The 23,834-nt window shown below is 71.3% G+C and carries 25 protein-coding genes; 13 read left to right on the forward strand and 12 right to left on the reverse strand.

The genetic code is table 11. The features are described 5' to 3' along the window. Positions 1 to 35 precede the first annotated feature (35 nt). The 5 genes from AC0VX6_RS13535 to AC0VX6_RS13555 all read right to left on the reverse strand — a co-directional run bounded on the left by AC0VX6_RS13535 (position 36) and on the right by AC0VX6_RS13555 (position 4,740). A complete protein-coding gene (locus AC0VX6_RS13535) occupies positions 36 to 803 on the reverse strand; it encodes an NUDIX hydrolase (protein ID WP_475468997.1) in 768 nt (255 codons plus the stop codon). Beyond that, positions 800 to 1,534 carry an HAD family hydrolase gene (locus AC0VX6_RS13540; protein WP_274977886.1) on the reverse strand — a complete coding sequence of 245 codons (735 nt, stop codon included), beginning with the start codon at positions 1,532 to 1,534 and terminating at the stop codon, positions 800 to 802. Before AC0VX6_RS13540 ends, AC0VX6_RS13535 begins: the two co-directional genes overlap by 4 nt. Positions 1,535 to 1,675: 141 nt before the next feature. Further along, entirely contained in the window at positions 1,676 to 2,623 is a 948-nt protein-coding gene (locus AC0VX6_RS13545; RefSeq protein ID WP_274977887.1) for a VWA domain-containing protein, read from the reverse strand. 82 nt (positions 2,624 to 2,705) lie between these two features. Next, positions 2,706 to 3,674 (reverse strand): DUF58 domain-containing protein, encoded by a 969-nt coding sequence (locus AC0VX6_RS13550; protein ID WP_274977888.1) that lies wholly within the window; start codon positions 3,672 to 3,674, stop codon positions 2,706 to 2,708. A 4-nt stretch (positions 3,675 to 3,678) separates the two neighbouring features. Then, the gene (locus AC0VX6_RS13555; RefSeq protein ID WP_047871649.1) at positions 3,679 to 4,740 is read right to left on the reverse strand and encodes an AAA family ATPase; all 1,062 of its coding nucleotides are present in this window, start codon (positions 4,738 to 4,740) and stop codon (positions 3,679 to 3,681) included. Between the two features lie 150 nt (positions 4,741 to 4,890). Between AC0VX6_RS13555 and AC0VX6_RS13560 the strand changes: the two genes are divergently transcribed. The 5 genes from AC0VX6_RS13560 (at position 4,891) to AC0VX6_RS13580 (ending at position 10,971) form a co-directional block, all read left to right on the forward strand. Further along, positions 4,891 to 5,610, forward strand: a complete 720-nt coding sequence (locus AC0VX6_RS13560) for a protein kinase family protein (protein WP_274977889.1) — start codon at positions 4,891 to 4,893, stop codon at positions 5,608 to 5,610. Between the two features lie 353 nt (positions 5,611 to 5,963). Then, positions 5,964 to 6,731, forward strand: coding sequence for a HipA family kinase (locus AC0VX6_RS13565; RefSeq protein WP_274977890.1), 768 nt, complete (start codon positions 5,964 to 5,966; stop codon positions 6,729 to 6,731). Next, positions 6,728 to 7,165 carry a DUF3037 domain-containing protein gene (locus AC0VX6_RS13570; RefSeq protein WP_013152991.1) on the forward strand — a complete coding sequence of 146 codons (438 nt, stop codon included), beginning with the start codon at positions 6,728 to 6,730 and terminating at the stop codon, positions 7,163 to 7,165. The genes AC0VX6_RS13565 and AC0VX6_RS13570 overlap by 4 nt, the downstream gene beginning before the upstream one ends. A 144-nt stretch (positions 7,166 to 7,309) precedes the next feature. Further along, entirely contained in the window at positions 7,310 to 8,623 is a 1,314-nt protein-coding gene (locus AC0VX6_RS13575; RefSeq protein ID WP_274977891.1) for a multidrug effflux MFS transporter, read from the forward strand. 221 nt (positions 8,624 to 8,844) lie between these two features. Then, positions 8,845 to 10,971 carry an AMP-binding protein gene (locus tag AC0VX6_RS13580; protein ID WP_475469000.1) on the forward strand — a complete coding sequence of 709 codons (2,127 nt, stop codon included), beginning with the start codon at positions 8,845 to 8,847 and terminating at the stop codon, positions 10,969 to 10,971. Positions 10,972 to 11,060: 89 nt separating this feature from the next. Here AC0VX6_RS13580 and AC0VX6_RS13585 read toward each other — a convergent pair whose 3' ends face one another. The 3 genes from AC0VX6_RS13585 to AC0VX6_RS13595 form a co-directional block, all read right to left on the reverse strand. Continuing rightward, complete coding sequence (locus AC0VX6_RS13585) at positions 11,061 to 11,708, reverse strand: LuxR C-terminal-related transcriptional regulator (protein WP_274977893.1); 648 nt, start codon at positions 11,706 to 11,708, stop codon at positions 11,061 to 11,063. Beyond that, positions 11,660 to 12,994, reverse strand: coding sequence for a sensor histidine kinase (locus AC0VX6_RS13590; protein ID WP_274977894.1), 1,335 nt, complete (start codon positions 12,992 to 12,994; stop codon positions 11,660 to 11,662). Before AC0VX6_RS13590 ends, AC0VX6_RS13585 begins: the two co-directional genes overlap by 49 nt. Positions 12,995 to 13,159: 165 nt before the next feature. Further along, positions 13,160 to 14,101, reverse strand: coding sequence for a hypothetical protein (locus tag AC0VX6_RS13595; protein ID WP_475469338.1), 942 nt, complete (start codon positions 14,099 to 14,101; stop codon positions 13,160 to 13,162). A 165-nt stretch (positions 14,102 to 14,266) separates the two neighbouring features. Here AC0VX6_RS13595 and AC0VX6_RS13600 point away from each other — a divergent pair, with 165 nt between their 5' ends. The 3 genes from AC0VX6_RS13600 to rnhA all read left to right on the forward strand — a co-directional run bounded on the left by AC0VX6_RS13600 (position 14,267) and on the right by rnhA (position 16,080). After that, on the forward strand, positions 14,267 to 14,710 hold the full coding sequence (locus AC0VX6_RS13600) for an SMI1/KNR4 family protein (protein ID WP_013152997.1): 444 nt from the start codon (positions 14,267 to 14,269) through the stop codon (positions 14,708 to 14,710). Between the two features lie 20 nt (positions 14,711 to 14,730). Continuing rightward, on the forward strand, positions 14,731 to 15,390 hold the full coding sequence (def, locus tag AC0VX6_RS13605) for a peptide deformylase (RefSeq protein WP_274977896.1): 660 nt from the start codon (positions 14,731 to 14,733) through the stop codon (positions 15,388 to 15,390). A 216-nt stretch (positions 15,391 to 15,606) separates the two neighbouring features. Beyond that, positions 15,607 to 16,080, forward strand: a complete 474-nt coding sequence (rnhA, locus tag AC0VX6_RS13610; protein ID WP_274977897.1) for a ribonuclease HI — start codon at positions 15,607 to 15,609, stop codon at positions 16,078 to 16,080. Positions 16,081 to 16,134: 54 nt separating this feature from the next. On the opposite strand, the gene soxR is transcribed toward rnhA, so the two are convergent. Both soxR and AC0VX6_RS13620 read right to left on the reverse strand, forming a co-directional pair. Further along, complete coding sequence (gene soxR / locus AC0VX6_RS13615; protein WP_047872170.1) at positions 16,135 to 16,602, reverse strand: redox-sensitive transcriptional activator SoxR; 468 nt, start codon at positions 16,600 to 16,602, stop codon at positions 16,135 to 16,137. A gap of 4 nt (positions 16,603 to 16,606) precedes the next feature. After that, entirely contained in the window at positions 16,607 to 17,305 is a 699-nt protein-coding gene (locus AC0VX6_RS13620) for an ABC transporter ATP-binding protein (RefSeq protein ID WP_274977898.1), read from the reverse strand. Positions 17,306 to 17,498: 193 nt separating this feature from the next. Between AC0VX6_RS13620 and AC0VX6_RS13625 the strand changes: the two genes are divergently transcribed. The 3 genes from AC0VX6_RS13625 (at position 17,499) to AC0VX6_RS13635 (ending at position 20,223) form a co-directional block, all read left to right on the forward strand. Further along, entirely contained in the window at positions 17,499 to 18,437 is a 939-nt protein-coding gene (locus AC0VX6_RS13625; RefSeq protein ID WP_475469003.1) for a GlxA family transcriptional regulator, read from the forward strand. Between the two features lie 54 nt (positions 18,438 to 18,491). Beyond that, positions 18,492 to 19,133, forward strand: a complete 642-nt coding sequence (locus tag AC0VX6_RS13630; protein ID WP_368045829.1) for a DJ-1/PfpI family protein — start codon at positions 18,492 to 18,494, stop codon at positions 19,131 to 19,133. 103 nt (positions 19,134 to 19,236) lie between these two features. Beyond that, positions 19,237 to 20,223 (forward strand): DUF2332 domain-containing protein, encoded by a 987-nt coding sequence (locus AC0VX6_RS13635; RefSeq protein WP_475469340.1) that lies wholly within the window; start codon positions 19,237 to 19,239, stop codon positions 20,221 to 20,223. Positions 20,224 to 20,339: 116 nt separating this feature from the next. Here the strand turns inward: AC0VX6_RS13635 and AC0VX6_RS13640 are convergent, their stop codons facing one another. Continuing rightward, positions 20,340 to 21,329, reverse strand: a complete 990-nt coding sequence (locus AC0VX6_RS13640; protein WP_475469006.1) for an adenosine deaminase — start codon at positions 21,327 to 21,329, stop codon at positions 20,340 to 20,342. A 150-nt stretch (positions 21,330 to 21,479) separates the two neighbouring features. Continuing rightward, positions 21,480 to 21,794, reverse strand: a complete 315-nt coding sequence (locus AC0VX6_RS13645; protein ID WP_475469008.1) for an SHOCT domain-containing protein — start codon at positions 21,792 to 21,794, stop codon at positions 21,480 to 21,482. Between the two features lie 133 nt (positions 21,795 to 21,927). Here AC0VX6_RS13645 and AC0VX6_RS13650 point away from each other — a divergent pair, with 133 nt between their 5' ends. Beyond that, a complete protein-coding gene (locus AC0VX6_RS13650) occupies positions 21,928 to 23,139 on the forward strand; it encodes a sensor histidine kinase (protein ID WP_368045830.1) in 1,212 nt (403 codons plus the stop codon). Then, complete coding sequence (locus AC0VX6_RS13655; protein WP_274977903.1) at positions 23,136 to 23,789, forward strand: response regulator; 654 nt, start codon at positions 23,136 to 23,138, stop codon at positions 23,787 to 23,789. Before AC0VX6_RS13650 ends, AC0VX6_RS13655 begins: the two co-directional genes overlap by 4 nt. The last annotated feature ends 45 nt before the right edge of the window (positions 23,790 to 23,834 follow it).

Consider the following 23,834-nt stretch of genomic DNA (forward strand, 5'->3'; position numbering starts at 1 on the left):
GTGCGACGCACCGGAGCCGGCGCCGGGCCGCGGGCTCAGGACGCGCCGGAAAGGCCCAGGTAGGCCAGGCCGCGCCGGGCCGTGGTGGACAGCCGCAGCCCGGCGACCTCACCGGGGGCGAACCAGCGCGCGTCGGCGGTCGATCCGTTCTCCTCCAGCACCCGGGCCGGGCCCGGGGCGGAGACCAGGACGCGGAAGAACGCCCACACCGCGTAGATGTCGTGGCCGCCGGAGCCCTCACGGCGGTGGCTGGACACGGTGACCAGCTCCCCGACCAGGCCGTTCTGGCCGGTCTCCTCGACCACCTCGCGGCGCAGCGCCGCCCGCACGTCCTCGCCCGCGTCCACGCCGCCGCCCGGCAGGTGCCAGGTCCCGGCGCCGGGGAACCCCTCGGCGATCAGGCTCAGCAGCACGTTCCCGCGGGAGTCGGTGACGATCCCGTAGGAGGCGAACCGGCGCAGCGGCGTCAGCCCGTTGCCGGGCGCGGACTCCTCCCCGGCCAGTTCGGCGGGGGAGGGCCGCAGACCCGCGTTCGCGGCCGAGGGCCAGGAGGCCTCCGACCCGGCCTCGGCGAACACCACCCGGTCGATGTGCAGCGGGGCGCCGCCGGGCGCGGACGCCAGCTCGGTGAGCACGTCCAGCGCGCGCAGGGGAGCGTCCGGGGCCAGGCCGCCCAGGCCGCGGACCACGTCCGCGGGGTCCTGGCCGAACAGCACGCGCGCCCCGAGCACCGCGGACTCACCGGCGGCGACCAGGTGCGCGGTGACGCGCCGCCCCGGAACGGCCGGGGAGGCGGCGGTCACAGCGAGCCGGCGGCGGGGGCCGCGCTGGGCAGGCCCACCAGACGCAGCAGTTCGTCCAGGTTGGCGATGGTGGTCACCGACTCGAAGCGCTGGTGGCCCCGGCGGTCGATCATGATCGGGCGCATGCTCGCGGCGGCGGCGCCCACGCCGTCGGCCTGGATCTGGTCCCCCACGTGCCAGCACGCGGTGGGGTCCACGCCCAGGCGCTGGGCGGCGGTGTGGAAGATGCGCGGGTCCGGCTTGCCCGTTCCGACCGTGTCGGTGCACACCACGGCGTGGAAGTAGGGGGCCAGCTCCATGGACTGGAGCTTGGCGTGCTGGAGGGACTCGATGCCGTTGGTCACCACGGCCAGGCGGTATCCGGCCGAGGCCAGCGCGTTCAGCGACGGGATCGCGTCGGGGAAGACCTGCCACGCCGAGCGGTGGGCCTCCAGGTAGATCCGGTACAGCTCGTCGCAGTGCTGGTCGGCGAGGTCGGAGTGGCCTGCCTGGACGGCCAGGGCCCGGATGCGCTCGCGGCGCTGCTGCTCCAGGTTCAGGCGTCCGCGCAGGTAGGAACCGAAGGAGATCTCGGTCTGCACGTCCCACAGACTGCGGGCTGCTCCGAAGTCCGGGTGGCCGAGCCGATCCATGACCGCGCGGAGCCCCGTGGACGACGCGGCGAGATCGTCGATCAGGGTGTCGTCCAGGTCAAAGCAGATCGCCGTCGGCACTGCGGGTGTGTTCGGCATCGTTCCTCATGTGATGGGCAGGACAAAACATGCCAACGCTAACCCGTGGACATAACAGGAACGGTGTAAACCCCACCTAAAGGGATGTGTCCCACGTCACCAGAGGCCGGTGGGGGAGGGGACCCGCGGACCCCCTCCCGCTCACGGGAGCCGCTGGAACCACAGGAGTGACGTCACCGCGGTGGCCATCGCCAGGACGATCGCCACCAGCACGAAACGTGTGACGATTTCCTCGTGCACCAGCTCGGTGCCCAGGGACGAACCGATGTCCTCGTAGACCTCGTCCAGCTCCGTCTCGCTCTCCGCCTCGTAGAAGTGCCCCCCGGTGTCCGAGGCCAGACCGCGCAGCGCCTCCTTGTCGATGTCGGCGGGCACCTGGTAGCCGTCGATCTCGATCATCGCCGCCCCCGTGCCGAACGCGATCGTGGAGACCGGCACCTCCTGCTCCGCCGCCATCGCCACGGCCTGCGAGATGTCGCGGCCGCTGGTGTTCTCCCCGTCCGAGAGCAGCACGATCGCCGACGGCGGCGGGTCCACGTCCGCGTCCTCGTCGAAACTGCTGATCGACTCCAGCGAGGCGAACACCCCCTCGCCGATCGCCGTGCCCGGACCCAGCTGGAGGTTCTGGATCGACCCGATCACCGCCTGGTGGTCATGGGTGGGCGAGGAGACCACCGTCGCCGTCGAGGAGAAGGCCACCAGACCCACGTTGAACCGGTCCGGCAGCGTCTCCACGAACCCCTGGGCCGACTTCTTGGCCGCCTCCAGCCGGTTGGGGTCGATGTCGTTGGCCGCCATCGACAGCGACACGTCCACCGCCACCATGATCGTCGCCCGCTCCCGCGGCTGCTGCACCGGCATCGCCGGCAGCGCCATCGAGGCGATCAGCACCCCGATCGTCACCGTGAACAGCACCGCGGGCACGTGCCTGCGCACGTCCGGCCGGTGCGGCGCCACCTGGTCCAGCAGCGCCAGGTTGGTGAAGCGCATCGTGTACTCGCGCCGCCGGGTCTGCGCGAACACGTACGCGGCGACCAGTACGACGACGAGGAGCAGCCACCACAACCTCTGGGGCTCCAGGAAGGTCATGACTCAATCCCCCGTGCCTCGGCTCTGTCCCGCGGGTCCGCGCCCGCGCCCTCGTTCGGTCCCTCGGTGGGGCCCGCCGCGCTCACCGGGGCGTCCCCGGGGTGTGGCGGGCCAGGTGGTGCGCGGTACGCCTCTGGTGCATGACGAAGCGTGCCGTATCCAGTACCCAGTCCCGGTCCGTCCGCAGCGTCAGGTGGTGCACCCCGCACCGGCGCAGCGCGTCGCGCACCGCGCGGCGCTGCCCCTCGGCCGCCTGGCGGTAGCGCTCGCGCACCGCCCGCGTCAGCCGCACGTCGCGCACCATGCCCGTGCGCGGATCGCGCAGCGTCACGTCGCCCACCTCGGGCACGTCCAGCTCGCGCGGATCGACCACCTCCACCACCAGCACCTGGTGGCGCGCGGCCAACTGGCGCAGGGGCCGCTCCCAGGTCACCTCGCCGCCGAAGGCGGGGGTGTCCAGGAAGTCGGAGACCACCACCCGCAGGCCGCGCCTGCGGCGCACCCGCACCAGGTCGCCGATGGCGTCGGCCAGGGTGGCCCGGTGCGGCGAGGGCTCGCGCTCGTCCCCCTTCGGCGCCGCGGCCACCGTGGCCAGCAGCGCCAGCAGGGCCTCCTTGCCCGAACGCGCGGGCCAGCGCCGGATCGCGCCCCGGTGCAGGAAGTGGGCGCCGAAGCGGTCGCCCACCTTCTGGGTGAGGAGGTTGGCCGCGACCATCGCCCCGACCGCCACCTCGTGCTTGGAGCGCAGACCCGTGCCGAAGTCCATGCTCGGCGACAGGTCCAGCAGGGTCCAGCTCTCCAGTTCGCGGTCGGCGACCAGGTCGCGCACGTGCGGGGTGTCGGTGCGCGCGGTCACCGACCAGTCCATGAGCCGAACGTCGTCCTCGCCCGGCTGGTACAGGCGCGCCTCGGCCGCCTCCGAACCCGGCCCCAGGCGCAGGCCGAGGTGCTCACCGTGCAGCAGCCCCTCCAGGCGGTGCACGATGCGCAGGTCCAGACGGCGCAGCGCGGCGCGCAGCCGGGGGTCGGTACCGATGGCGGGTGCGTTCACCGGCTCACCTCGCGGAGGCGAAGGAGGCGGTCTCCCCGCTGGGCGGCTCGTCCCAGATCACCCGTGGCGCCAGCACGGTCGACAGGATGCGGTCCACCACCTGTTCGGCGGTGATGCCGTCGGCCAGGGCGTCGAAGGTCAGCACCAGGCGGTGGGCGATGACGTCGTGGGCGAGCACCCGCACGTCGTCGGGGAGCACGTAGTCGCGCCCGCGCAGCAGGGCCAGGGCCCGCGCGGCCGAGACCAGGCCCAGGGTGGCGCGGGGGCTGGCCCCCATCTCCAGCACCTGGCGCAGGTCCGGCATCTGGTGGTTCTCCGGCTCGCGCGTGGCCATGACCAGCCGCACCACGTAGTCGGCGATGAGCTGGTGGACGTGGACGCGCTGGGCGTCGGACTGCAGCTCGCTCAGGGTGACGGGGTCGAGCACCTGGTGCGCGGTGGGCGGGGTGGTCGACATCCGGCGCAGGATCTCCATCTCCTCGTGCGCGCGCGGATGGCGGACGTTGATCTTCATCAGGAACCGGTCGCGCTGGGCCTCGGGCAGCGGGTACACGCCCTCGGACTCGACCGGGTTCTGTGTGGCGATGACGATGAACGGGGAGGGGAGCGGGTGGGTGGTCCCGCCCAGGGACACCTGCCGCTCGGCCATGACCTCCAGCAGGGCCGACTGCACCTTGGCCGGGGCCCGGTTGATCTCGTCGGCGAGCACGAAGTTGGCGAAGACCGGCCCCAGCTCCACGTCGAACTGCTCGGTGGAGGGATGGTAGATGCGCGTGCCGACGATGTCGGAGGGCACCAGGTCCGGTGTGAACTGCACGCGGGCGAACGAACCCCCGGTGACCTTGGCCAGGGTGGACACCGCCAGGGTCTTGGCGATGCCGGGCACGCCCTCGATCAGGCAGTGCCCTCCCGCGACCAAGGCGATGAGAGAGCGCTCCACCATGCGCTCCTGGCCCACGATCACCCTGGACACCTCGTGCAGCGCGGCGCGCAGCAGTCGGGTCGGTTCGCCCGGAGCGCTGTCCGGGCCCGCGGAGGGCGTTGAGCCGTTTGCGCTCTCTGCCATGTGCCGCCTTCCTAGCAGGGAGCCCCGACGCGGGGGCACCGGATAGGTTGTGGATCACTCACCTGTGGTGACACTACCCGTTTCGCGGGCACCAGTCCGGTACACAACGCGGCGAAGCGGACGGCCGGAGTGGAGGGCAAGGGGGATGACATGGCGGTTCCCACGATGGGGCTGAACGAGGGTGATCCACGTCAACTGGGCGGCTACCGCCTGCTGGGGCGGGTGCGCGACTCCTCCCTCGGGGTGGTCTACCTGGGCAGGGACGGGTCCGGGAACCAGGTGAGCGTCGCCGTGCTCGACTCCGGCGCCGCGGGCGACGGCGGCGCGCGCGAGCGGTTCGCCGAGGCGGTGCGCCGCAGCCCCGACGTGGTCGCGGCCCGCACGCACGGGCGCTCGGCGCTGTGGGTGGCCCTGGCCCACGACGGGTCGGGCGCGTCGGCGGAGGACTTCCTCAAGGTGGCGGCGCGCTCGGGCCGGGCGGCCGCGCGCGGCCCGGTGGTGATGCCGCACTGGGCGGGCTCGCGCGGTCCCGTCTCGGTGCGGTGGGCGCCCTGGGCCGGGCGCAGGGACAGCGCCGTGGCGGCGGGGGAGAGCAACTGGTGGCTGATCGGCGGACTGGGCCTGGTGCTGGTGCTCATCCTGCTGCTGGTGTCGCTGCTGTACTGGTGGATGCTCCAGTTCCCGCCGCCGGAGATGCCCAGTCCGGCGCAGCCCCCCGAGGCGCAGGAGAGCCCGGAGAGCCCGCAGGGTCCGGGGACGCTCCCGGGCGAGGAGGAGGGCGAGGGCGGGGGAGCGGAGCCGACGCCGGTCGTGCCCACGCCGGGGGAGGGCGACGGCGAGTGGGGCGACAACCCCGAGGACAACCTCTAGCGGGGGGAGTACGCGGCTCGGGAAGCGCGCGAGGGGTCCGGTTCCGGTACCGGACCCCTCCCTTGCACCCGATATAAATCTACGTCGTACAGGTGGCGGTCTCTTTCTTGAAAAACGAAAAAACACGAGATCGCGCGGCTACGCCGCACGGTCCTACTGATCTTCCTCCCGGAAGCGGTTCGGCGTGTCGCGGCGGTCCGGGGACGTTGCCTAGAACGTGTTCAGGGTCCTTTAGTGGCGCTGTCGGGAGGCGGTTCCGGTGCGGCGCAGGGGCGGGAGGCCGCGGGCCTCTGCGTCCGGCTCAGCGGCGGGCCCGTCGCGGCGTCGGTGCGCGGGCGCTCCGCGGGCTGCCTATGCTGGTCCGCGTGCTGAGAAAGGTGGTCGCGACGCGGTACGTGCTGCCGCTGCGCGAAGGAGGTTCGCTCCCGGGGTTGGTCGAGGCCGACGACCTGGGCATGTACGTGGTCAAGTTCCTCGGGGCGGGGCAGGGGCGCAAGACGCTGGTTGCCGAGGTCGTCGCGGGGGAGCTGGGCCGCGCCCTTGGCCTGCCCGTTCCGGAGCTGGTCACGGCGGAGTTCGACGCGGTGATCGGCCGCAGCGAGCCCGACCCCGAGGTGCAGGAGCTACTCAAGGCCAGCGGTGGGCTCAACCTGGGGATGGACTTCCTCCCCGGTTCGCTGGGCTTCGATCCGCTGACCTTCGAGGTGGACCGGGGGTTCGCCGGGCGGGTGCTGTGGTTCGACGCCCTGACCGGCAACGTGGACCGGTCCTGGCGCAACCCGAACATGCTGCTGTGGCACGGGCGCCCCTACCTGATCGACCACGGTGCGACGCTGATCTTCCATCACAACTGGGCCAACGCCGAGCGGTTCGTGCACCGCCCCTACGACGCCTCCGACCACGTGCTGTCGGGTGCGTCGCCGGACCTGGCCGCCGCGGACGCGGACCTGGCGCCCTTGGTGGACGAGGGTCTGCTGCGCCGTGTGGTGGAGCTGGTGCCGGACGAGTGGCTGGTGGACGAGCCCGGGTTCGACGGTCCCGGGGATGTGCGTGAGGCGTATGTGCGGTACCTGCTGGCCCGGGTGGCCGAGCGTTCCTGGCTGCCGGAGGTGACGGGATGAGCGCCCCGAGGCGTTACAGCGACGCGGTGACGACCGGTCGTGTGGGTGAGCGGCGTGAGCGTGCGGTGTTCGAGTACGCGCTGTTGCGGGTGGTGCCGCGGTTGGAGCGCGGTGAGTGCGTGAACGCCGGGGTGATCGTGTACTGCCAGGAGCGGGGGTTCCTGGGGGCTCGTTCGGCGTTGGACGAGCGGCGGTTGCTGGCGGTGGACGCTGAGGCGGACGTGGCGGGTGTACGGCGTGCGCTGGAGGCGGTGGAGGTGATGTGCCGTGGCGGCGCGGGGGCGGGTGCGGCCGGCCGTGAGCGTCCCGGTCAGCGGTTCCGGTGGTTGACGGCTCCGCGGAGCACGATCGTGCAGCCGGGGCCGATCCACGGTGGTCTGACGGAGGATCCGGAGGGCGAGGTCGTGCGGTTGCTGGACCGGCTCGTAAGGTAACCGTCCGGGCCGTAACGGACATCACAGGCATTCTGGGGGATAAAGAGGAGGCGATCCGCGGGTTCGGGATGTTGGTATGGGAGTGTCCGTCGTCGGCGGGGCTCCTCCTTCCGGCGCTTTTCCCGTTCCTGAACTGGAGTGCCTGTGCAGTCCCCGAACTCCCCCTCCGCGGTCCCTGACCGGGAGGCGGTCGAGAGGTCCTCTTCCCCTGTCCCGGTTTCTTCTCCCGCCCCCGAACCGGAGGCGGGTGGGCGCTGGACGCCCTCGCGCAAGTCGGTGGCGCTGCTGGTGCTGGTCCTGGGTGTGCTGACGGCGACCGGGCCGTTGGCGACCGACATGTACCTCCCGGCGTTCCCCCAGATCACGCGGGATCTGGGGACGAGCGAGGCGCAGATCCAGCTGACGCTGACGGCGATGATGCTGGGCCTGGCCGTGGGCCAGTTGGTGATCGGGCCGTTGAGTGACGCGGTGGGCCGTCGTGGTCCGCTGTTGGTGGGTGTGGCCCTGTTCACGGTGACGTCGGTGCTGTGCGTGTTCGTGCCGGACGTGACGCTGTTCATCGCGCTGCGGTTCGTGCAGGGTGTGGCCGGTGCGGCGGGTGCGGTGATCGGTCGTGCGGTGGTGCGTGACCTGTTCGCGGGCGATGACGCGGTGCGGTTCTTCTCGCGTCTGGCGCTGGTGATGATGCTGGCTCCGCTGTTGGCTCCGTTGGCGGGTGCGCAGTTGCTGCTGGTGGGTCCGTGGCAGTTGAGTTTTTGGGTGCTGGCGGTGATGTCGGCGCTGAGCTTCGTGCTGGTGTTGGTGTGGTTGCCGGAGAGTCTGCCGGTTGAGGACCGTCGTCGGCAGGGTCCTCGTCAGTTGGTGGCGACGGTGGGTGGTCTGCTGCGTCAGCCGCGTTTCTTGGGTCCCGTGCTGACGATGGGGCTCAGTTTCGGGATGTTGTTCACGTACGTGTCGGCGTTCTCGTTCGTGTCGCAGACGGAGTTCGGTGTCTCGCCGCAGTTGTACGCGGGGCTGTTCGCGGTGAACGCGCTGGGGATGATGGCGGGTACGCAGCTGAACGGTTTCCTGGTGGGTCGTGTGGAGACGCTGCGGCGCCTGGGGATGGGGCTGGTGCTGGCTCTGTCCTCGGTGGGTGTGCTGGCGGTGTTGGCGGTGCTGGGTGCGGCCCAGTTGTGGATGGTCGTGGGGTTGCTCGCGTTGATGATGCTCAGTGTCGGGTTCATCATGCCGAACGCGACGGTGACGGCTCTGGACGGGCAGCCGGCGGCTGTGGCGGGTACTGCTTCGGCGTTGATGGGTGCGTTGCAGTTCGCGCTGGGCGGTGGTGTGGCGTCGCTGGCGGGGCTGACGGAGACGGGTGAGCCGTCGTTGGTGAGTATGGCGGTGGTGATGGTGTCGGTGGCGGTGCTGTCGTTGCTGGCGTATGTGTGGTCGGTGCGCACGAAGGTGCGGTGAGCGTTTTTCGGTGGTGTGGGCCCGGTGCCGTGGGTGGGGCGCCGGGCCCTGCGTGTGTGGTGCCGGGTCGGGTGAGTTGTGGCCGCGGTGTGGTCTGGGGCGTTGCGGGTCTGCGTTCCGGGTTGCCGTGTGGTGGGGAAATGGGCACAGTAGGTCGCAATCCCCCGATTGAGGTGGGCCTGTCCGGCCTGTCTTCCGATGCGGCAAGAGGATGAGTGGGTATGGGCGGTCCGAGTGTCACTCCTGGTATGTGGGCTCGGGGTCTTTCCGGGCTGAGCGACCTGGTGTACGGGGTGGCCACGGAGGAGGCCCATGCGGAGGTGTTCTCCGTGCGCGGTGAGCGCGGCCGGTGGGAGCGGGTGAAGGCCGGCGGGTTCGCCACGGAGGTGACGGCGGTCGCCAAGGGTCTGGTGGCGGCCGGTGTGGGTGAGGGCGACCGGGTCGTGGTGGTGTCGGGGTCGCACCAGGACTGGGTGCGGTTGGCGTTCGCCGTGTGGTCGGTGCGTGCGGTGCTGGTGCCGTTGCCGGAGTCGGTGTCGGCGGAGCGTTTGGCGCACGTGGTGCGGCAGACGCGTCCGGCGGCCGCGGTGGTGCAGGGCGATCGGTCGTTGCGTACGGTGTCGGGTTTGCAGCGTGAGTTGCCGGACCTGGGCCGGGTGTGGCGGATGGATGCTGGTCTGCCGGGTGTGGTGTCGCTGGGTGCGTACATGGACGCGTCGTCGGTGCGGTTTCGTCGGGACGGGGCTGTGGCCGAGGACGTGGCGGTGGTGCTGTATCCGGTGAGTACGGTGTCGCGGCTGACGCGGGGTGTGGTGTTGTCGCACGGGGCGTTGTTGTCGGCGGCGGCGGATGTGGTGGACCGGATGTGGCCGCGGTTGTCGGAGTTGCCTGAGGGTCGGGCGAGCACGTTGTTGGATCTGCCGTTGTCGCAGATCTCGGGGTTGGCCGCGTTGGTGGCGTGCATGGTGGGGCGTGTGCGTGTGGGGTTGGCGGGCCCGACGGGGTTGATGCGGCAGGTGGAGGCGTTCAAGCCGACGGTGCTGGTGTGTTCGGCCCGTGTGTTGGAGGGTGTCTTCGACGTCGAGCGGGGGAGTGCGCGTTCGACGGGGTGGGACTCGTTGGGCACGTTCAACGCGGCGGTGGAGTCGGCGGTGCAGTTCGACCGGTCGCCGCGCAGGAGTGCGTGGCAGCGGTTGTCACGGACGATGTATGACTGGCAGTTCTCGCGGGTGCGGGAGTTGTTCGGTGGCCGGGTGCATCTGGCGGTGTGCTGGGGTGGTGGGCTGTCGGACCGGTTGGACTCGTTCTTCGGCGGTGTGGGGATTCCGGTGGTGCAGGCGTTCGGTACGGCCGAGGCGGCGGGTGTGTTCACGGCCGGTGCTGTGGGGGACCGGGTTGCGGGGACGGTGGGGCGTGCCCTGGAGGGTCGTGAGGTGTGGGTCTCGCGTGAGGGCGAGATCCATGTGCGCGGCGGTGCGGTGTTCTCGGGGTACTGGGGTGAGGGTGAGGCCTCGCGGAGTGCGTTCCGTGAGGGGTGGTTGGCGACCGGGTACGCGGGTGAGGTGGACGCGGACGGGGTCGTGAGTGTGGCGGGCCGGTTGCGGGTGCAGGCGGCGACGGAGGAGTTGGCGGGGCGGTTCGTGGCGCGCGGGGTGGATGAGGCGCCCGCGTTGGAGGGCCGTGTGCTGGAGGGGCCTGGGGAGCGTGCCCTGGAGGGGCGGCCGGTGCGGGAGCGGCGTGCCTCTGAGGAGGGTGTGCGTCGGCGGGAGGCGCCCGCGTTGGAGGGGCGTGCGTTGGAGGCCGCGGTGGAGCAGGAGCCCGGTGCGGCCTCGGATGGGGGTTCGGGGGAGATGTTGGCGGTGACGGCCGCCTTCGCCGCGGTGGATCCGGCCGGGGTCGGGGAGCCCGCGGTGGTGGAGGCGCGGGAGCAGCGTGTGGAGCGGGGGGACGCGGAGCTGGTGGCGGAGTTCGAGGCGCGGTTGCGTGCTCATCCGTTGATCAGTCAGGTGTTGGTGATCGTGGAGGGGCGGCCGTTCGCGAGTGCGTTGGTGACGTTGGTGCGTGACCAGTTGGAGTACTGGCGGTTGGTGAACGGTCGGCCGTTGGCGATGGCTGCGGAGGAGATCGCGGGGGATCGTGATCTGCTGCGTGAGGTGCAGGGGTTGGTGTACGAGGCCAATCGGAGTGTGCCGCGTCATCTGGCGGTGCGGTCGTTTCACGTGTTGGCGGAGGAGTTCACGGTGCAGTCGGGGTTGGTGCACGCGTCGGGGGAGTTGCGGCGTGAGGCGGTGCTGCGGGCGTTCTCGGAGGAGATCGACGGGTTGTACCGGGTGCGTCGTGAGCAGTAGTAGGGGGTAGTGGGCGGCGGTGTTGGGGCCGCGGTTCGGACCGGGTGGTCTGGGCCGCGGCCTTTGGTGTGTGGTGTGGGCTGGGGTGGTTACTGGCCGTTGAGGAAGGCCAGGACGGCCAGGACGCGGCGGCTGTCGTCGGAGGAGGGCGGTAGGTCGAGTTTGGTGAAGATGTTGTTGATGTGCTTGCTGACGGCTTTTTCGGTGATGTAGAGGCGTGCGGCGATGGCGGAGTTGGAGCGTCCTTCGGCCATTTCGGACAGGACTTCGCGTTCGCGGGGGGTGAGTTGGGCCAGGGGGCCGCTCTGGTCCTGGCGGGCGAGGAGTTGGGAGATGACGGCGGGGTCCATGGCGGTGCCGCCGTCGGCGACGCGGCGGACGGCTTCGATGAACTGGCCGATGTCGAAGACGCGGTCCTTGAGGAGGTAGCCGACGCCGCCGGTGTCGTCGGAGAGCAGTTCGCGGGCGTAGAGCTGTTCGACGTGCTGGGAGAGCACGAGGATGGGCAGGCCGGGGATCTGGGTGCGGGCGGCGATGGCGGCTTGGAGGCCTTCGTCGGTGAAGGTGGGGGGTAGGCGTACGTCGACGACGGCGACGTCGGGTTTGTGTTCGGTGAGGGCGGTGTGGAGTTCGGGGCCGTTGTCGACGGCGGCGACGACGGTGAAGTCGTGTGCCTGGAGGAGGCGGATCAGTCCGTCTCTGAGGAGGGCAAGGTCTTCGGCGATGACAACACGCACGGGATCTCCAGGGTCACGATGGTGGGGCCGCCTGGTGGGCTGGTGATGTTCATCGTGCCATCAAAGGCGTCCAGGCGTCGGCGGATGCCGGCCAGGCCGCTGCCGGGGGCGGGGGTGGCGCCGCCGGTGCCGTTGTCGGTGGTGGTGATGACGAGGCGGTTGCGGCCGTGGTTGATGTGGATCCAGGCGTGGGTGGCGTGGGCGTGTTTGGCGGTGTTGGTGAGGAGTTCGGCGATGGCGAAGTAGGCGGCGGATTCGACGGGGTCGGCGGGGCGGCCGTGGAGGTGGATGGTGACGGTGATGGGGAGGTGGTGGGTGAGGGCGAGGGCGTGGACGGCGCCGTGGAGGCCGCGTTCGACGAGGACGGGTGGGTGGATGCCGCGGACGAGGTCGCGGAGTTCGGTGAGGGCGTGGCGGGTGGTTTCGCGGGCTTCGGTGAGCATGGCGCGGGCGGTTTCGGGGTCTTTTTCGACGATTTGTTCGGCCATGCCGAGGTTCATGCCCAGGGCGACGAGGCGGGCTTGGGCGCCGTCGTGGAGGTCGCGTTCGATGCGGCGGATCTCTGAGGCCTGGGTGTCGATGGTGTGGGCGCGGCTGGTGGCCAGGTGGGCGACGCGGGCGGTGAGTCGGGCTTTTTCGGAGGGGGAGAGCAGGAGGCGGTTGAAGCGTAGGTAGGTGTCGGCGGCCAGGGGGATGAGGAGCCAGCCCAGGGTGATGAGGGCCAGGGCGGGGATGAGGATGATGAGTTGGTTGAGGGTGGTGGTGGGGGTGTAGGTGTCGTAGAGGGTGGGGCCGGTGAGGTTGAGGGCGAAGAGGAGTTGTTCGATGCCGTGGGCGATGAGGGTGAGGGGGATGGTGACGAGGAGGAAGCTGGCGGGGGCGGAGATGAGCCAGAGCAGGTCTCTCCAGGTGGCGGGGTCGGTGATGATGGCGGTGCCGCGGCGGGTGATGCCGGTGGGGGGGATGGGGCGGTAGGCGGAGGCGATGGGGCGGTGTAGGGGGCGGGTGGTGGGGGTGGGCAGGCCGGGGGTGGCGGTGCGGCCTCGGGGGGTTTTGCTGTTTTTGATGAGTAGGTGGCTGAGGGTGCGGCGTTGGCTGTCGGCGAGGGTGCGTAGGAGGAGGGCGGTGAGGATGACGAAGGGTAGGCCGATCCAGGTCAGGGTGAGTACGGCCGAGAGGACGACGAGGGGGAGCAGAAGGAGGGCGGCGATGTTCTGGGAGAGCAGGAGGAAGAGGTAGGCCAGGGTGGTGAGGCGGCCTGCGCGGTGGTGGGGTGCGGTGGCCATGGGTGGTTCTTCCGTTCCTGCGCTCGTGGGTGCTGGTGTCTATTGTGTCCTGTTCGCGGGTGTGGGCGCGGTGGTGTGGGCTCCCCTGTCGCGGGGGTGGGGGCAGCGGTCAGGAGGGCTCCCGGCTGGTGCGGGAGCCCTCCTGGGCGTTGTGTTCGGGGGTTTTCAGGGCCAGCGCATGTCGGTGGCGGGGCCCAGGTCGCTGACGCGGGTGCTGCTGTGGGCGTCCAGGGCCTTCTTGAGTTGGTCCCAGGACTGGCGGGGGGTGTTGTCGGTGTTGTTGCAGGTGCGCTGTTGGCAGGCGGTGTGCTGGGACATGGCTCCGGCGAAGCGCAGGGGGTCGTCGGTGTTGGTGTGGCCCCAGCGGCTGATGTTGGCCCACTGGTCGGCCTGGATGCCGTCGGTGCGGTAGATCTGGGGGATGACGTGGACGCGGGGGTTGCCTCCGCCGGCCATGTGGTGGACGTCGGCCAGGCGCCAGCCGTTGGCGCAGTCGCCTGAGCCGGTGGTGGGGCAGGAGTCGGCGGAGTTGGCGGCGTAGAGCGGTGTGGTGGTGGCCTGGGTGTAGGCGGCGAGCCAGTCGCGGGCCCAGGCGGGGGTGGACCAGGAGGGTTCGGCGTCCAGGGCGGCGGTGATGGTGACGGCCTCGGTGGTGGAGGCGTCTTGGGCGGTGGTGACCAGGTCGGCCCAGCGTTGTCCGGCGTGGGTGCCGGTGACGCCGCCGTCGTCCTTGTTGTTGACGCCCAGGGCCAGGTGGGCGGTGGCCTGGCCGGTGCGGCACTCGGTGAAGCCCTGGGCCCAGTGGTGGGCGTAGGCGGCGGCCTTGCTGTAGGCGGAGCGGGGTGTGGTGGAGTTTCCCGCCCTGCCGGGTTCGCGTAGGGTGTCGTCCTTTTCCTGGGTGCCGAAGAAGAGGATGCGCGGGCCGGTGGCGCCGGTGCGTCCTTCGGTGCATCCGGCCTCGTGGGCGTGGGTGGAGGTGGCGTCGGTGAGGGGGACGTAGCGGCTGGTGGTGTGGCCGGGGTAGGTGGCGGTGGTGGTCGTGGTGGTGGCGTGGGTGGGCGTGCCCAGGGCGGTCAGGGCGGCGGCGAGCGCGGTGGTGGCGAGCATGCGTGCGGTGGAAGCCATGGGGTCATTGTGTGGGATAGTGACCGGTTGTGCACGCATCGTGATATGGGTGGCGTGTTCGGGTTTTGGGGTGGTGCGGCGCCCGTGGGTTCGGGTTTTTGGCGCAACTCGCCGCCGACGATTTCCCGTGGGTTGCCACGACCTGTGATGATCAGGAGTGTGTGGCGTGAACTGATCCTGGAGATGTATCCCGAGGCCGATCTGAGCGATCCGGCCGATGAGGTGACCCTGGCCGAGGTGGAGAAGCACCTGATGCTGCCCCTGCCCTTCGAGCTGGCCTCGTTGCTGCGCGAGACCGACGGGGTGACCAACGAGTACGGGGACGCGGTGGTGTGGAGTGCGCGGCGTCTGGTGGAGGACAACCTGGCGATGCGCCGGGAGCCGGACTATCTGGAGCTGTACGCGCCCTTCGACGAGATGATCTTCTTCGGTGACTCCGACATGGGGCCGCAGTTCGCCTACGTGCACACCGACTACGGTCCGGGGATCGTGGTGTGGGACCATGAGAGTGACCGGCGACGCCTGGTGGTGGTGTCGTTGCGCGACTACCTGGCGCGGTGTCTGATCCAGGGCAACTCCTGGTTTCGTTGAAGTGTGGTGAGAGTAGGACCATGTCGGAGCATGGCGGGGTTGGCGTCGTCGTTCAGGGCCGGGAGGTCGCGGATTTTCCCGAGTGGGCTCCGGAGGCGGCGCGTGGCCGGGTGCGGCGGATCACCGTGACGGGTGAGGAGGTGCTGCACCGGCGTGGTGTGGATGTGGCGCCGCAGATGTTGGGCTCGGCGGAGTTGGCCGCTCTCATCGACGACATGTTCGTGACGATGTACGCGGCCGAGGGTGTGGGGTTGGCGGGCAGTCAGGTGGGTGTGGACCTGCGGGTGTTCGTCTATGACTGCCCTGATGATGACGGTGTGCGTCATGTGGGGCACGTGGTCAACCCGGTGTTGGACGAGCGCGACCCCGATGACGCGGTGGTGGTGGAGTCCGAGGGGTGTTTGTCGGTTCCGGGGCCGCACGCGGATCTGGGGCGGGTCGAGCACGCCACGGTGCGGGGTGTGGACCGTGACGGCGAGCCCGTGGTCGTCAGCGGCAGCGGGTACTTCGCCCGGTGTCTGCAGCACGAGACCGATCACACGCTGGGCCGGTTGTACGTGGACCGGTTGAGTGCGCGTGAGCGCAAGCGGGTGCTGAAGAAGATGAACGAGATGGCCCATGACGTGTTCGCGCGTCGTGAGGAGCGGGCCGAGGAGTTGGCGAGGGAGCTGGCCGGCTGATCCGGGCTGCGTGTGGGGGTGTTCCGGGTGCGGAACGCCCCTTTTTTGTGGTGCGGGGGTGGTTGGTTGGGGCGGGTGTGGAGGGTCCTTTGGTCGGGTCGGCGGGCCGAAGTGGCGGATGTGGGGGCTCCATTGGGGGTGATTGGCTCCTTTTGTGGCCCCGTCGTTGGGGGTTGTGGCCTTTTCGTGACCGTGGGGGGCGGTAGATTGCCCGGCATGCGTAACGGGGACGAGGTCGGCCAGGAGCCGACGCAGCGGGTGGTCATCTACACCGACGGGGCGTGCAGCGGCAACCCCGGTCCGGGCGGGTGGGGGGTGTGGCTGCGCTACGGCGGCCACGAGAAGGAGCTGTACGGGAGTGAGGCGCAGACCACCAACAACCGGATGGAGCTGATGGCGGCGATCCGGGCGCTGGAGAGCCTGCGCCAGCCGCTGCCGGTGCTGGTGCACACCGACTCCTCCTATGTGCGCAACGGGATCACCTCGTGGCTGCACGGGTGGAAGCGGCGGGGTTGGCGCACGGCCGACAAGAAGCCGGTCAAGAACGTGGATCTGTGGCAGCGCCTGGACGAGGTCGCCTCACGCTATGAGGTGGAGTGGCGCTGGGTGCGCGGGCACAGCGGGGACGAGGGCAACGAGCGCGCCGACGCGTTGGCGCGGCGCGGACGCGACGAGGCCGCCGGGGTGTAGGGGGCGGTGCGGGGAGGGCGGCGAACGCGGGTGTTCGCCGCCCTCCCCGTGTGTTCAGCCGCTCTCGCGGGCCAGGGCGTTGACCATCAGGCGGCGCGGGCCGGGGCCGGCGGAGGCCAGGGCGTCGTCGGGGTTGGACAGGGTGCAGGTGTCCAGGGACAGGCAGCCGCAGCCGATGCAGTTGGTCAGGTCGTCGCGCAGGCGGATGAGTTGGCTTATGCGGGCGTCGAGTTCGGTGCGCCACTGCTGGGACAGGCGGGCCCAGTCGTCACGGGTGGGGGTGCGGTTGTCTGGCAGGGTGTCCAGGGCCTGGCGGATGCGTGCCAGGGGCATGCCCACGCGTTGGGAGATGCGGATGAAGGAGACCCGGCGCAGGGTGTCGCGGCGGTAGCGGCGCTGGTTGCCGGCGGTGCGGCGGCTGTGGATCAGGCCCTGGCGTTCGTAGAAGTGCAGGGCTGAGACGGCGACTCCGGCGCGTTCGGCCACCTGGCCGACGGTGAGTTCCTTGACGATGGGTGCCACGTGTTCATCCTAGGGCGTGGCCGGTGGTGCGGTGGGTGCCGGTGAGGGCGTAGAGGCGTGCGTAGGCGCCGCCGCGGACCAGGAGTTGGTGGTGGGTTCCGGTTTCGGTGACGCGTCCCTTGTACAGGAGCAGGATGCGGTCGGCGGTGCGGGCCAGGGCGGGTTGGCGGGTGAGGGTGAGCAGGCCGGTGTCGGGGGTGGTGGGTGGGTGGGCCTGGTCGTGGGCGGGCGGGTCGGTGAGCACGAGCAGGCGGGTGTTGGTGCGTTGGGCGTAGAGGGCGCGGGCCTGGTGGACGCGGGGGAGCAGGGCGGGGGGTAGGGCGTCCAGGGGTGTGTGCAGGCGGTGTGGTTCCAGGCGGGTGTGGGTCAGGGCGTGGGTCAGGTGGGGGTCGTCGGCTCGGGGTGTGTTCTGGCCGGTGATGGTGTGGGCCAGGGTGGGGCGGGGGGTGAGCAGGTGGGGGCGGGTGTGGGTGGCCAGGTGTCCGTGGGTGGGGGTGGTCTGGCCGGTGAGCAGGCGGGTCAGGGCGGTGGTGGCCTTGTCGGTCAGGCCGACCAGGGCCACGTGTTCGCCGGGGTGCAGGGTCAGGTCGAGGTGGTCCAGGTGGGGGGTGAGGGACACGTCGTGGAACTCCACCAGGGGTGGCAGGGGGGTGGTGCTGGGGTGGGTGGTGCTGCGGAGCTTGCCTCGGTTGGAGATCCTCACGGGTGTCCGTTCGTGTGGTGTGGTCGTCACCAGCCTGGGATTGTCCTGCGCGGGTGAGAGTTCTCGTGATCTGTTCGTGTCCTTGGTCTCGCTGGGTGGAACGGCTGGTGGGGCTGGTTGGTTCCCGGTGGCGGCAGGAAGGGTGGGGTGGACGACCTTGCGGTCGCGGTGCGGGGGCGCTGGGATGGGTGGCATGGGGCACGAGGTGGTCATCGTCGTCTTCGACGGTGTGCAGAGTCTGGATGTGGCGGGGCCGTTGGAGGTGTTCTCCGGTGCGGGCAGGGCGCCGGGAGGGCGTTACCGGGTGCGTACGGCGTCGTTGGGCGGTGGGGCGGTGACCTCCTCCAGCGGGTTGGGGTTGGTGCCGTCGGTGGCGTTGGAGCGGGTGGGGCGTGTGGACACGCTGGTGGTGCCCGGAGGTGAGGGGACGCGGTGCCCGGACGGGGCGCTGGTGGAGTGGTTGCGGGCACACAGCGGCGGTGCGGGGCGGGTGGCGTCGGTGTGTAGGGGGGCGTTCCTGCTCGCGGGGGCGGGGGTGTTGGACGGGCTGCGGGCCACGACGCACTGGGCGCACTGCGAGCGGTTGGCGCGGGAGTTCCCCGCGGTGCGGGTGGAGGCTGAGCCGATCTTCGTGCGTCAGGGGCGGGTGGTGACGTCGGCGGGGGTGTCGGCGGGGGTGGATCTGGCGTTGGCGTTGGTGGAGGAGGACCTGGGGCGGCAGGTGGCGTTGGCGGTGGCGCGTCATCTGGTGGTGTTCCTGCGCCGTCCGGGGGGTCAGGCGCAGTTCTCCGCTCAGTTGTCGGCGCAGGTGGCGCAGCGTCCGGCGGTGCGGGAGATGCAGCACTGGATCGCTGAGCACCCGGATGGGGAGGCGACGGTGGAGGCGCTGGCGCGGCGGGTGGGGTTGTCGCCCCGTCAGTTCGCGCGGGTGTTCGCCCGGGAGGTGGGGTGTACGCCGGGCCGGTACGTGGAGCGGGTGCGGTTGGAGGCGGCGCGGCGGTGGTTGGAGGAGGGGGAGGCGTCGGTGGCGCGGCGGTGCGGGTTCGGGACGGCGGAGGCGATGCGGTGGTCGTTCGTGCGCAATCTGGGGTGTCCTCCGGCGGAGTACCGGGCCCGTTTTCGGAGTGTGTGAGCCAGGTTTCCTCGTCGGTGTCGGTGGTGTGCGGGAGAAAGGGTGTGGTGTGTGGTGCGTGCGGCGATCGTGTTGTTCGAGGGTGTGACCCTGTTGGACGCGGTGGGCCCCTATGAGATGTGGGCGGGGTTGCCTGGGGTGGAGGTGGTGTTCGTGGGTGCTGAGCGCGGGCCGGTGCGTGACAGCGGTGGTCGGGGTGCTCTGGTGGCCGACGCCGCGTTCGAGGAGGTGGGTCAGGCCGATGTGGTGTGTGTGCCCGGTGGTCCGGGGCAGGTTCGGCACATGCGGGGCGGCCCTTTGGTGGAGTGGGTGCGCGGGGTGGACGCCGCCAGCAGGTGGACGACGTCGGTGTGTACGGGGTCGCTGATCCTGGCCGCGGCGGGGCTGTTGCGGGGCAGGCGGGCGACCTCGCACTGGTTGGCGTTGGAGCAGTTGGGACGCTGGGGTGCGGTTGCCACGCAGGAGCGGGTGGTGGTGGATGGCCGGTATGTCACCGCCGCCGGGGTGTCGGCGGGTATCGACATGGGGCTGATGCTGGCCGAGCGGATGGTGGGGCGGGAGGTGGCGCAGATGGTGCAGTTGGCCACCGAGTACGATCCGCGGCCGCCTTTTGACGCGGGGTCGCCGCGGACGGCTCCCGCGGAGCTGGTGGCGCGTGCGCGTGCGCGCTCGCGGTTCCTGTTGGAGGGGGCGTGAGCGCTTTCGCGGCGTCGGGGTGAGCGCGGTCACGGGGCGGCGGGGTGCGGGGGCGGGGTAGGAACACCGCACCTGTTCCCCCGAGGTGAAGGAGCGTGTGGTCGTGGAGCATGTCGCCGCCGTGGATGCGAGCGTGCACAGCGTCGTGAGGCAGTACCGGGGTTTCGCGGACGGTTACGCCCAGGACGCGGCTCCGGCGTACGCGCGTATCGCCCGGGCGCTGGCCGGGGACGAGCGGGTGCTGGAGCTGGTGGCCTCCCTGCCCGCGGGCAACAAGCGCCAGCCCAACCTGTTGCTGGGCGCGGTGCGGTTCCTGGGCGGGCCGGTGGGGGAGTGGGCGGATTTTCGCGCCTGGCTCCTGGAGCACTGGGAGGCGGTGCGGGAGGTGGTGCTGGAGCGCTACACCCAGACCAACGAGGTGCGCCGGTGCGCGACCCTGCTTCCGGTGCTGGCCGCTCTGGAGGGGCCGTTGGCGCTGGTGGAGGTGGGGGCGTCGGCGGGGTTGTGCCTGTACCCGGACCGGTACCGCTACTCCTTCGACGGCGGGGCGCCGATCGGTCCGCAGCGGAGTCCGGTGCTGCTTGAGTGTGCGACCTCGGGGCCGGTTCCGGTGCCCGAGCGGGTGCCGCGGGTGGTGTGGCGGGCGGGGATCGACCTGAACCCGTTGGACGTGCGCCGCGAGGAGGACGTGCGGTGGTTGGAGGCGCTGATCTGGCCGGGGCCGTATGAGGCCGGGCGGCGGGAGCGGTTGCGGGCGGCGGCGCGGGTGGCGGCGGTCGAGCCGCCCGTGCTGGTGGCCGGTGACCTGGTGGGGGAGTTGGAGGCGGTGGCGGCGCGGGTGCCCGCGGGGGCGCGGTTGGTGGTGATGCACAGCGCGGTGCTGGCCTATCTGGACGAGGCGTCGCGGGACGCGTTCGTTGAGGTGGTGCGGGGGTTGGAGGGGCACTGGGTGTCGAACGAGGGTGCGGCGGTGCTGCCTTCGTTGGAGGGTCCGCGCCCTGGGGTGGGTACCGATTTCGCGTTGGCGTTGGACGGGCGTGTGGTGGCCTTCGCGGGTGAGCACGGGCAGCGGTTGACCTGGGCGGGTTGAGGCGGGGCGGCCGTTGGCGGGTACGCGGGCGGGCGCGGGCCGGGCCCGTCGCGCGATCGGGCGGGCCCGCGTGGGGCGGTGTGGCCCCGTCCCCGGATGGGGGCGGGGCCGCACGCCTACCAGGGGTGGGGGTGGGCGTCGACCTCGGCGATGAGTTGGGCCTTGCGCTGGGGGGTGAGGAAGGAGGCGGTGAAGGAGTTGCGGGCCAGTTGGCGCAGCTGTTCGGCGCCCAGGCCCAGGTGGGTGTGCAGGGCCTGGTAGTTGTCGTGGACGTAGCCGCCGAAGTAGGAGGGGTCGTCGGAGTTGACGGTCACCAGCAGTCCGGCCTCCATCAGGGCGGGCAGGGGGTGCTGGGCCAGGTCGGGTACGGCGCGCAGGCGCACGTTGGACAGCGGGCACACGGTCAGCGGGGTCTGGGTGGCGGCCAGGTGGGCGACCAGGCCGGGGTCCTCCAGGCAGCGGATGCCGTGGTCGATGCGTTCGGCGCCCAGGAGGTTGAGGGCCTGCCAGATGTAGGAGGCGGGGCCCTCCTCGCCGGCGTGGGCGACGCGGCGCAGGCCCAGGTCGCGGGCGGCGGCGAAGACCTCGGTGAACTTCTCGGGCGGGTGGCCGACCTCGGCTGAGTCCAGGCCGACGGCGCTGATGTGTTCCAGGTGGGGGCGGGCCTGGTGGAGGGTGTCCAGGGCTTCGGCGGCGGGGCGGTCGCGCAGGAAGCACAGGATGAGGCTGGTGCTGATGTTGTGGGTGTGTTCGCTGGTGTGCAGGGCGGCCATGAGGCCGTTGATCACCGTGTCCAGGCTGATGCCGCGGCCGGTGTGGGCCTGGGGGTCGAAGAAGATCTCGGCGTGGCGTACGCCCTGGGCGGCGGCGCGGTCGAGGTAGGCGGTGGCCAGGTCGGTGAAGTCGGCTTCGGTGCGCAGGACGTCCATGAGGGCGTAGTACAGGTCCAGGAAGGACTGCAGGTCGGTGAAGGAGTAGGCGCGGCGCAGGGAGTCGACGTCGGGGCGGGGCGGGGTCAGGCCGTTGCGTCGGGCCAGGGCGAAGGCCAGTTCGGGTTCCAGGGTGCCTTCGATGTGGACGTGGAGTTCGGCCTTGGGGATGGGCATGGTGGTGCTCGCGCCTTCGTGGTCGGGGTTGCGTGCTGGCCATTGTGGCTGATGGGTGGGGGTGCCCCGGCCGGATCGGTGTGGGGTGTGGAGCACACGTTGGGGCCCGGCCGCGCGGGGTGCGCGGCCGGGCCGGGTGGGCGTGCGGGGTTATGTGCGGCCGGGGCGGTCGTTGTGGCCGGGGGTCCAGTTCAGGGCGCTGGCGCGTTCCATGAACTCCTCCACGGTCAGGTCGCCGCGGGCGAAGCGGTCGGCCAGGGTGCGGCGGGCCTCCTCCTCGGGTGAGGCGGGGCGCGGCGCCCAGGGCGGGCGGTGGCCGCGGCGGGCCAGGACGAAGGCCAGGGCGCCGAGCAGGATGAGGGTGAGCAGGAGGAACATCAGGGCTCCGGGGAAGACGAAGGCGGGCGGTCCCTGCCCCCAGTGGGGGTGGGCTGCCAGGGCGGTTGTCGCGGTGACGGTGTTCATGGGTTCACTGTGTCCGGGGCGCGGGGTCGCGGTCGTCCCCCCGCGGGCGGTACCTGTGCTGCGCCCGGGTGCGTAGGGCGCCTGCGCCTGTGGTGCCACGACAGGGCGGGGTTGGGCGGCCTAGGGTCGTGGTGTGAGTGGTGACAGGCGGATGCGCCGGGTGGTCGCGGACCTGGTGATGGGTGTGGTGCTGGGCGCGGTGGCGGTGGGGTTCGTGCGCGGCCAGTTGGTGTGGCAGCGGCGCGGCGGGGGCGGGCACGGCGGCCCCTGGCGGGGTGGGCCGCCCGCGGGGTGGGACGTGGACTGGGGTGCGGTGGTGGTGCCCTGGTCGGTGTGGGTGGGTGTGGGGGTGTTGGTGTGCGCGGTGGCGGTGCGCCGTGTGTGGCCGGTGGCGGCGTTGGTGGTGGCCGCGGTGGGGGCGGCGGTGTTCGTGGGGGCGGGGCACCCGGTGGGGCCGGTGCTGGTGTTGCCGGCGCTGGTGGTGTTCTCGGCCGCGATCCGGGTGGGTGCGGGGGTGTTCTTGGCGTGGACGGCGCCGTTGGTGGTGGCGGTGGGGTTGCTTTCGCGGGCGGATGAGCCCTGGTGGGGTTTGGCTGACGGGGGTGCGCTGGTGGGGGTGGTGTTCGCGGTGGGGGCGATGGCCTTTCCCGCGGGCGGTGGGGTGTTCGTGCGTGCGCGGCGTGAGGCGCGGCGGCGTGAGCGCCAGGAGGAGGTGGACCGCCACCGCTACGAGGAGCGGTTGCGTATCGCCCGGGAGGTGCACGATCTGGTGGGGCACAGCCTGTCGGTGATCAGCATGCAGGCGTCGGTGGCCCTGCACGTGGTGGATCGTCGGCCCGAGCAGGCGTCGGTGGCGCTGGCGGCGATCCGTGACAGCAGCCGGTCGGCCCTGGAGGAGTTGCGGGGCACGTTGGCGGTGTTTCGGGGTGGGGTGGAGGTGGCGGGTCGGGGTCCGTTGCCGGGGTTGGGGCGTGTGGAGGCGTTGGTGGGGGAGTTGCGCGGGGCGGGACGTCGGGTGGAGGTGGTGTGGGAGGGGGAGGCGGTGCGGGTGCCCGCGGCGGTGGACCACGCGGCGTTTCGGATCGTGCAGGAGGCGTTGACGAACGTGGTGCGCCATGGCGGTGAGGGTGCGTCGGCGCGGGTGCGGGTGGTGTACACCGAGCAGCAGGTGCGGGTGTGGGTGGCCGATGAGGGCGTGGGTGTGGTGGGGCCGGTGCGTGAGGGGTCGGGGATCGCGGGGATGCGTGAGCGTGCGCGTGCGGTGGGCGGGTCGGTGACGGTGGGGTCTGGTGAGGGTGGCGGGTTCGTGGTGCGGGCGTCGTTGCCGTTGGGGGGTGAGCGGTGAGCGTGCGGGTGGTGGTGGCCGATGACCAGGCGCTGGTGCGGATGGGGTTGCGGGTGTTGCTGGAGGGGGAGGCGGACCTGGAGTTGGTGGGTGAGGCCGCTGACGGTGGGCAGGCGGTGGAGCTGGTGCGTCGGCTGCGTCCGGACGTGGTGTTGATGGACGTGCGGATGCCGGTGGTGGACGGGTTGGAGGCGCTGCGGCGGATCGCGGGTGAGGAGGCGCTGGCGCACACCCGGGTGGTGGTGTTGACGACGTTCGAACTGGACGAGTACGTGTTCGAGGCGTTGCGTGCGGGGGCGTCGGGGTTCTTGATCAAGGACAGCGACCCGCAGGAGATGTTGGCCGCGGTGCGGGCGGCGGCGCGGGGTGAGGCGTTGTTGTCGCCGTCGGTGACGCGGCGGGTGGTGGCGGCGTTCGTCTCGCGTGAGCCGGGCGGGGGGCGGGTGCCGCGGTTGGAGGTGTTGACCGAGCGTGAGCGTGAGGTGGTGGGGCTGGTGGGTGAGGGGTTGAGCAACGAGGAGATCGCGGCCCGTTTGGTGGTCTCCCCGGCGACGGCGCGCACGCACGTGAGCCGGGCGATGGTCAAGCTCGGGGCCCGGGACCGGGCGCAGCTGGTGGTGTTCGCCTTCCGGGCCGGGCTGGTGCGCTGAAGGGGTCGGCGGGTAGGTTCGGCGGCGACGGTGTCGGGCGCGTGG

It is taken from the genome of Nocardiopsis sp. iso_25, from assembly GCF_056173305.1.

What these genes read in the sequence shown, in the direction of transcription:
- AC0VX6_RS13580 (WP_475469000.1), top strand. Translation starts at nt 8,845, where the DNA reads ATGGGCGGTCCGAGTGTCACTCCTGGTATGTGGGCTCGGGGTCTTTCC.
- def (WP_274977896.1), top strand. Translation starts at nt 14,731, where the DNA reads ATGTCGGAGCATGGCGGGGTTGGCGTCGTCGTTCAGGGCCGGGAGGTC.
- AC0VX6_RS13640 (WP_475469006.1), bottom strand. Translation starts at nt 21,329, where the DNA reads ATGCCCATCCCCAAGGCCGAACTCCACGTCCACATCGAAGGCACCCTG.
- AC0VX6_RS13625 (WP_475469003.1), top strand. Translation starts at nt 17,499, where the DNA reads ATGGGGCACGAGGTGGTCATCGTCGTCTTCGACGGTGTGCAGAGTCTG.
- AC0VX6_RS13645 (WP_475469008.1), bottom strand. Translation starts at nt 21,794, where the DNA reads ATGAACACCGTCACCGCGACAACCGCCCTGGCAGCCCACCCCCACTGG.
- AC0VX6_RS13565 (WP_274977890.1), top strand. Translation starts at nt 5,964, where the DNA reads ATGCTGGTCCGCGTGCTGAGAAAGGTGGTCGCGACGCGGTACGTGCTG.
- AC0VX6_RS13555 (WP_047871649.1), bottom strand. Translation starts at nt 4,740, where the DNA reads ATGGCAGAGAGCGCAAACGGCTCAACGCCCTCCGCGGGCCCGGACAGC.
- AC0VX6_RS13545 (WP_274977887.1), bottom strand. Translation starts at nt 2,623, where the DNA reads ATGACCTTCCTGGAGCCCCAGAGGTTGTGGTGGCTGCTCCTCGTCGTC.
- AC0VX6_RS13590 (WP_274977894.1), bottom strand. Translation starts at nt 12,994, where the DNA reads ATGGCCACCGCACCCCACCACCGCGCAGGCCGCCTCACCACCCTGGCC.
- rnhA (WP_274977897.1), top strand. Translation starts at nt 15,607, where the DNA reads ATGCGTAACGGGGACGAGGTCGGCCAGGAGCCGACGCAGCGGGTGGTC.
- AC0VX6_RS13570 (WP_013152991.1), top strand. Translation starts at nt 6,728, where the DNA reads ATGAGCGCCCCGAGGCGTTACAGCGACGCGGTGACGACCGGTCGTGTG.
- AC0VX6_RS13540 (WP_274977886.1), bottom strand. Translation starts at nt 1,534, where the DNA reads ATGCCGAACACACCCGCAGTGCCGACGGCGATCTGCTTTGACCTGGAC.
- AC0VX6_RS13595 (WP_475469338.1), bottom strand. Translation starts at nt 14,101, where the DNA reads ATGCTCGCCACCACCGCGCTCGCCGCCGCCCTGACCGCCCTGGGCACG.
- AC0VX6_RS13600 (WP_013152997.1), top strand. Translation starts at nt 14,267, where the DNA reads ATGATCAGGAGTGTGTGGCGTGAACTGATCCTGGAGATGTATCCCGAG.
- AC0VX6_RS13560 (WP_274977889.1), top strand. Translation starts at nt 4,891, where the DNA reads ATGGCGGTTCCCACGATGGGGCTGAACGAGGGTGATCCACGTCAACTG.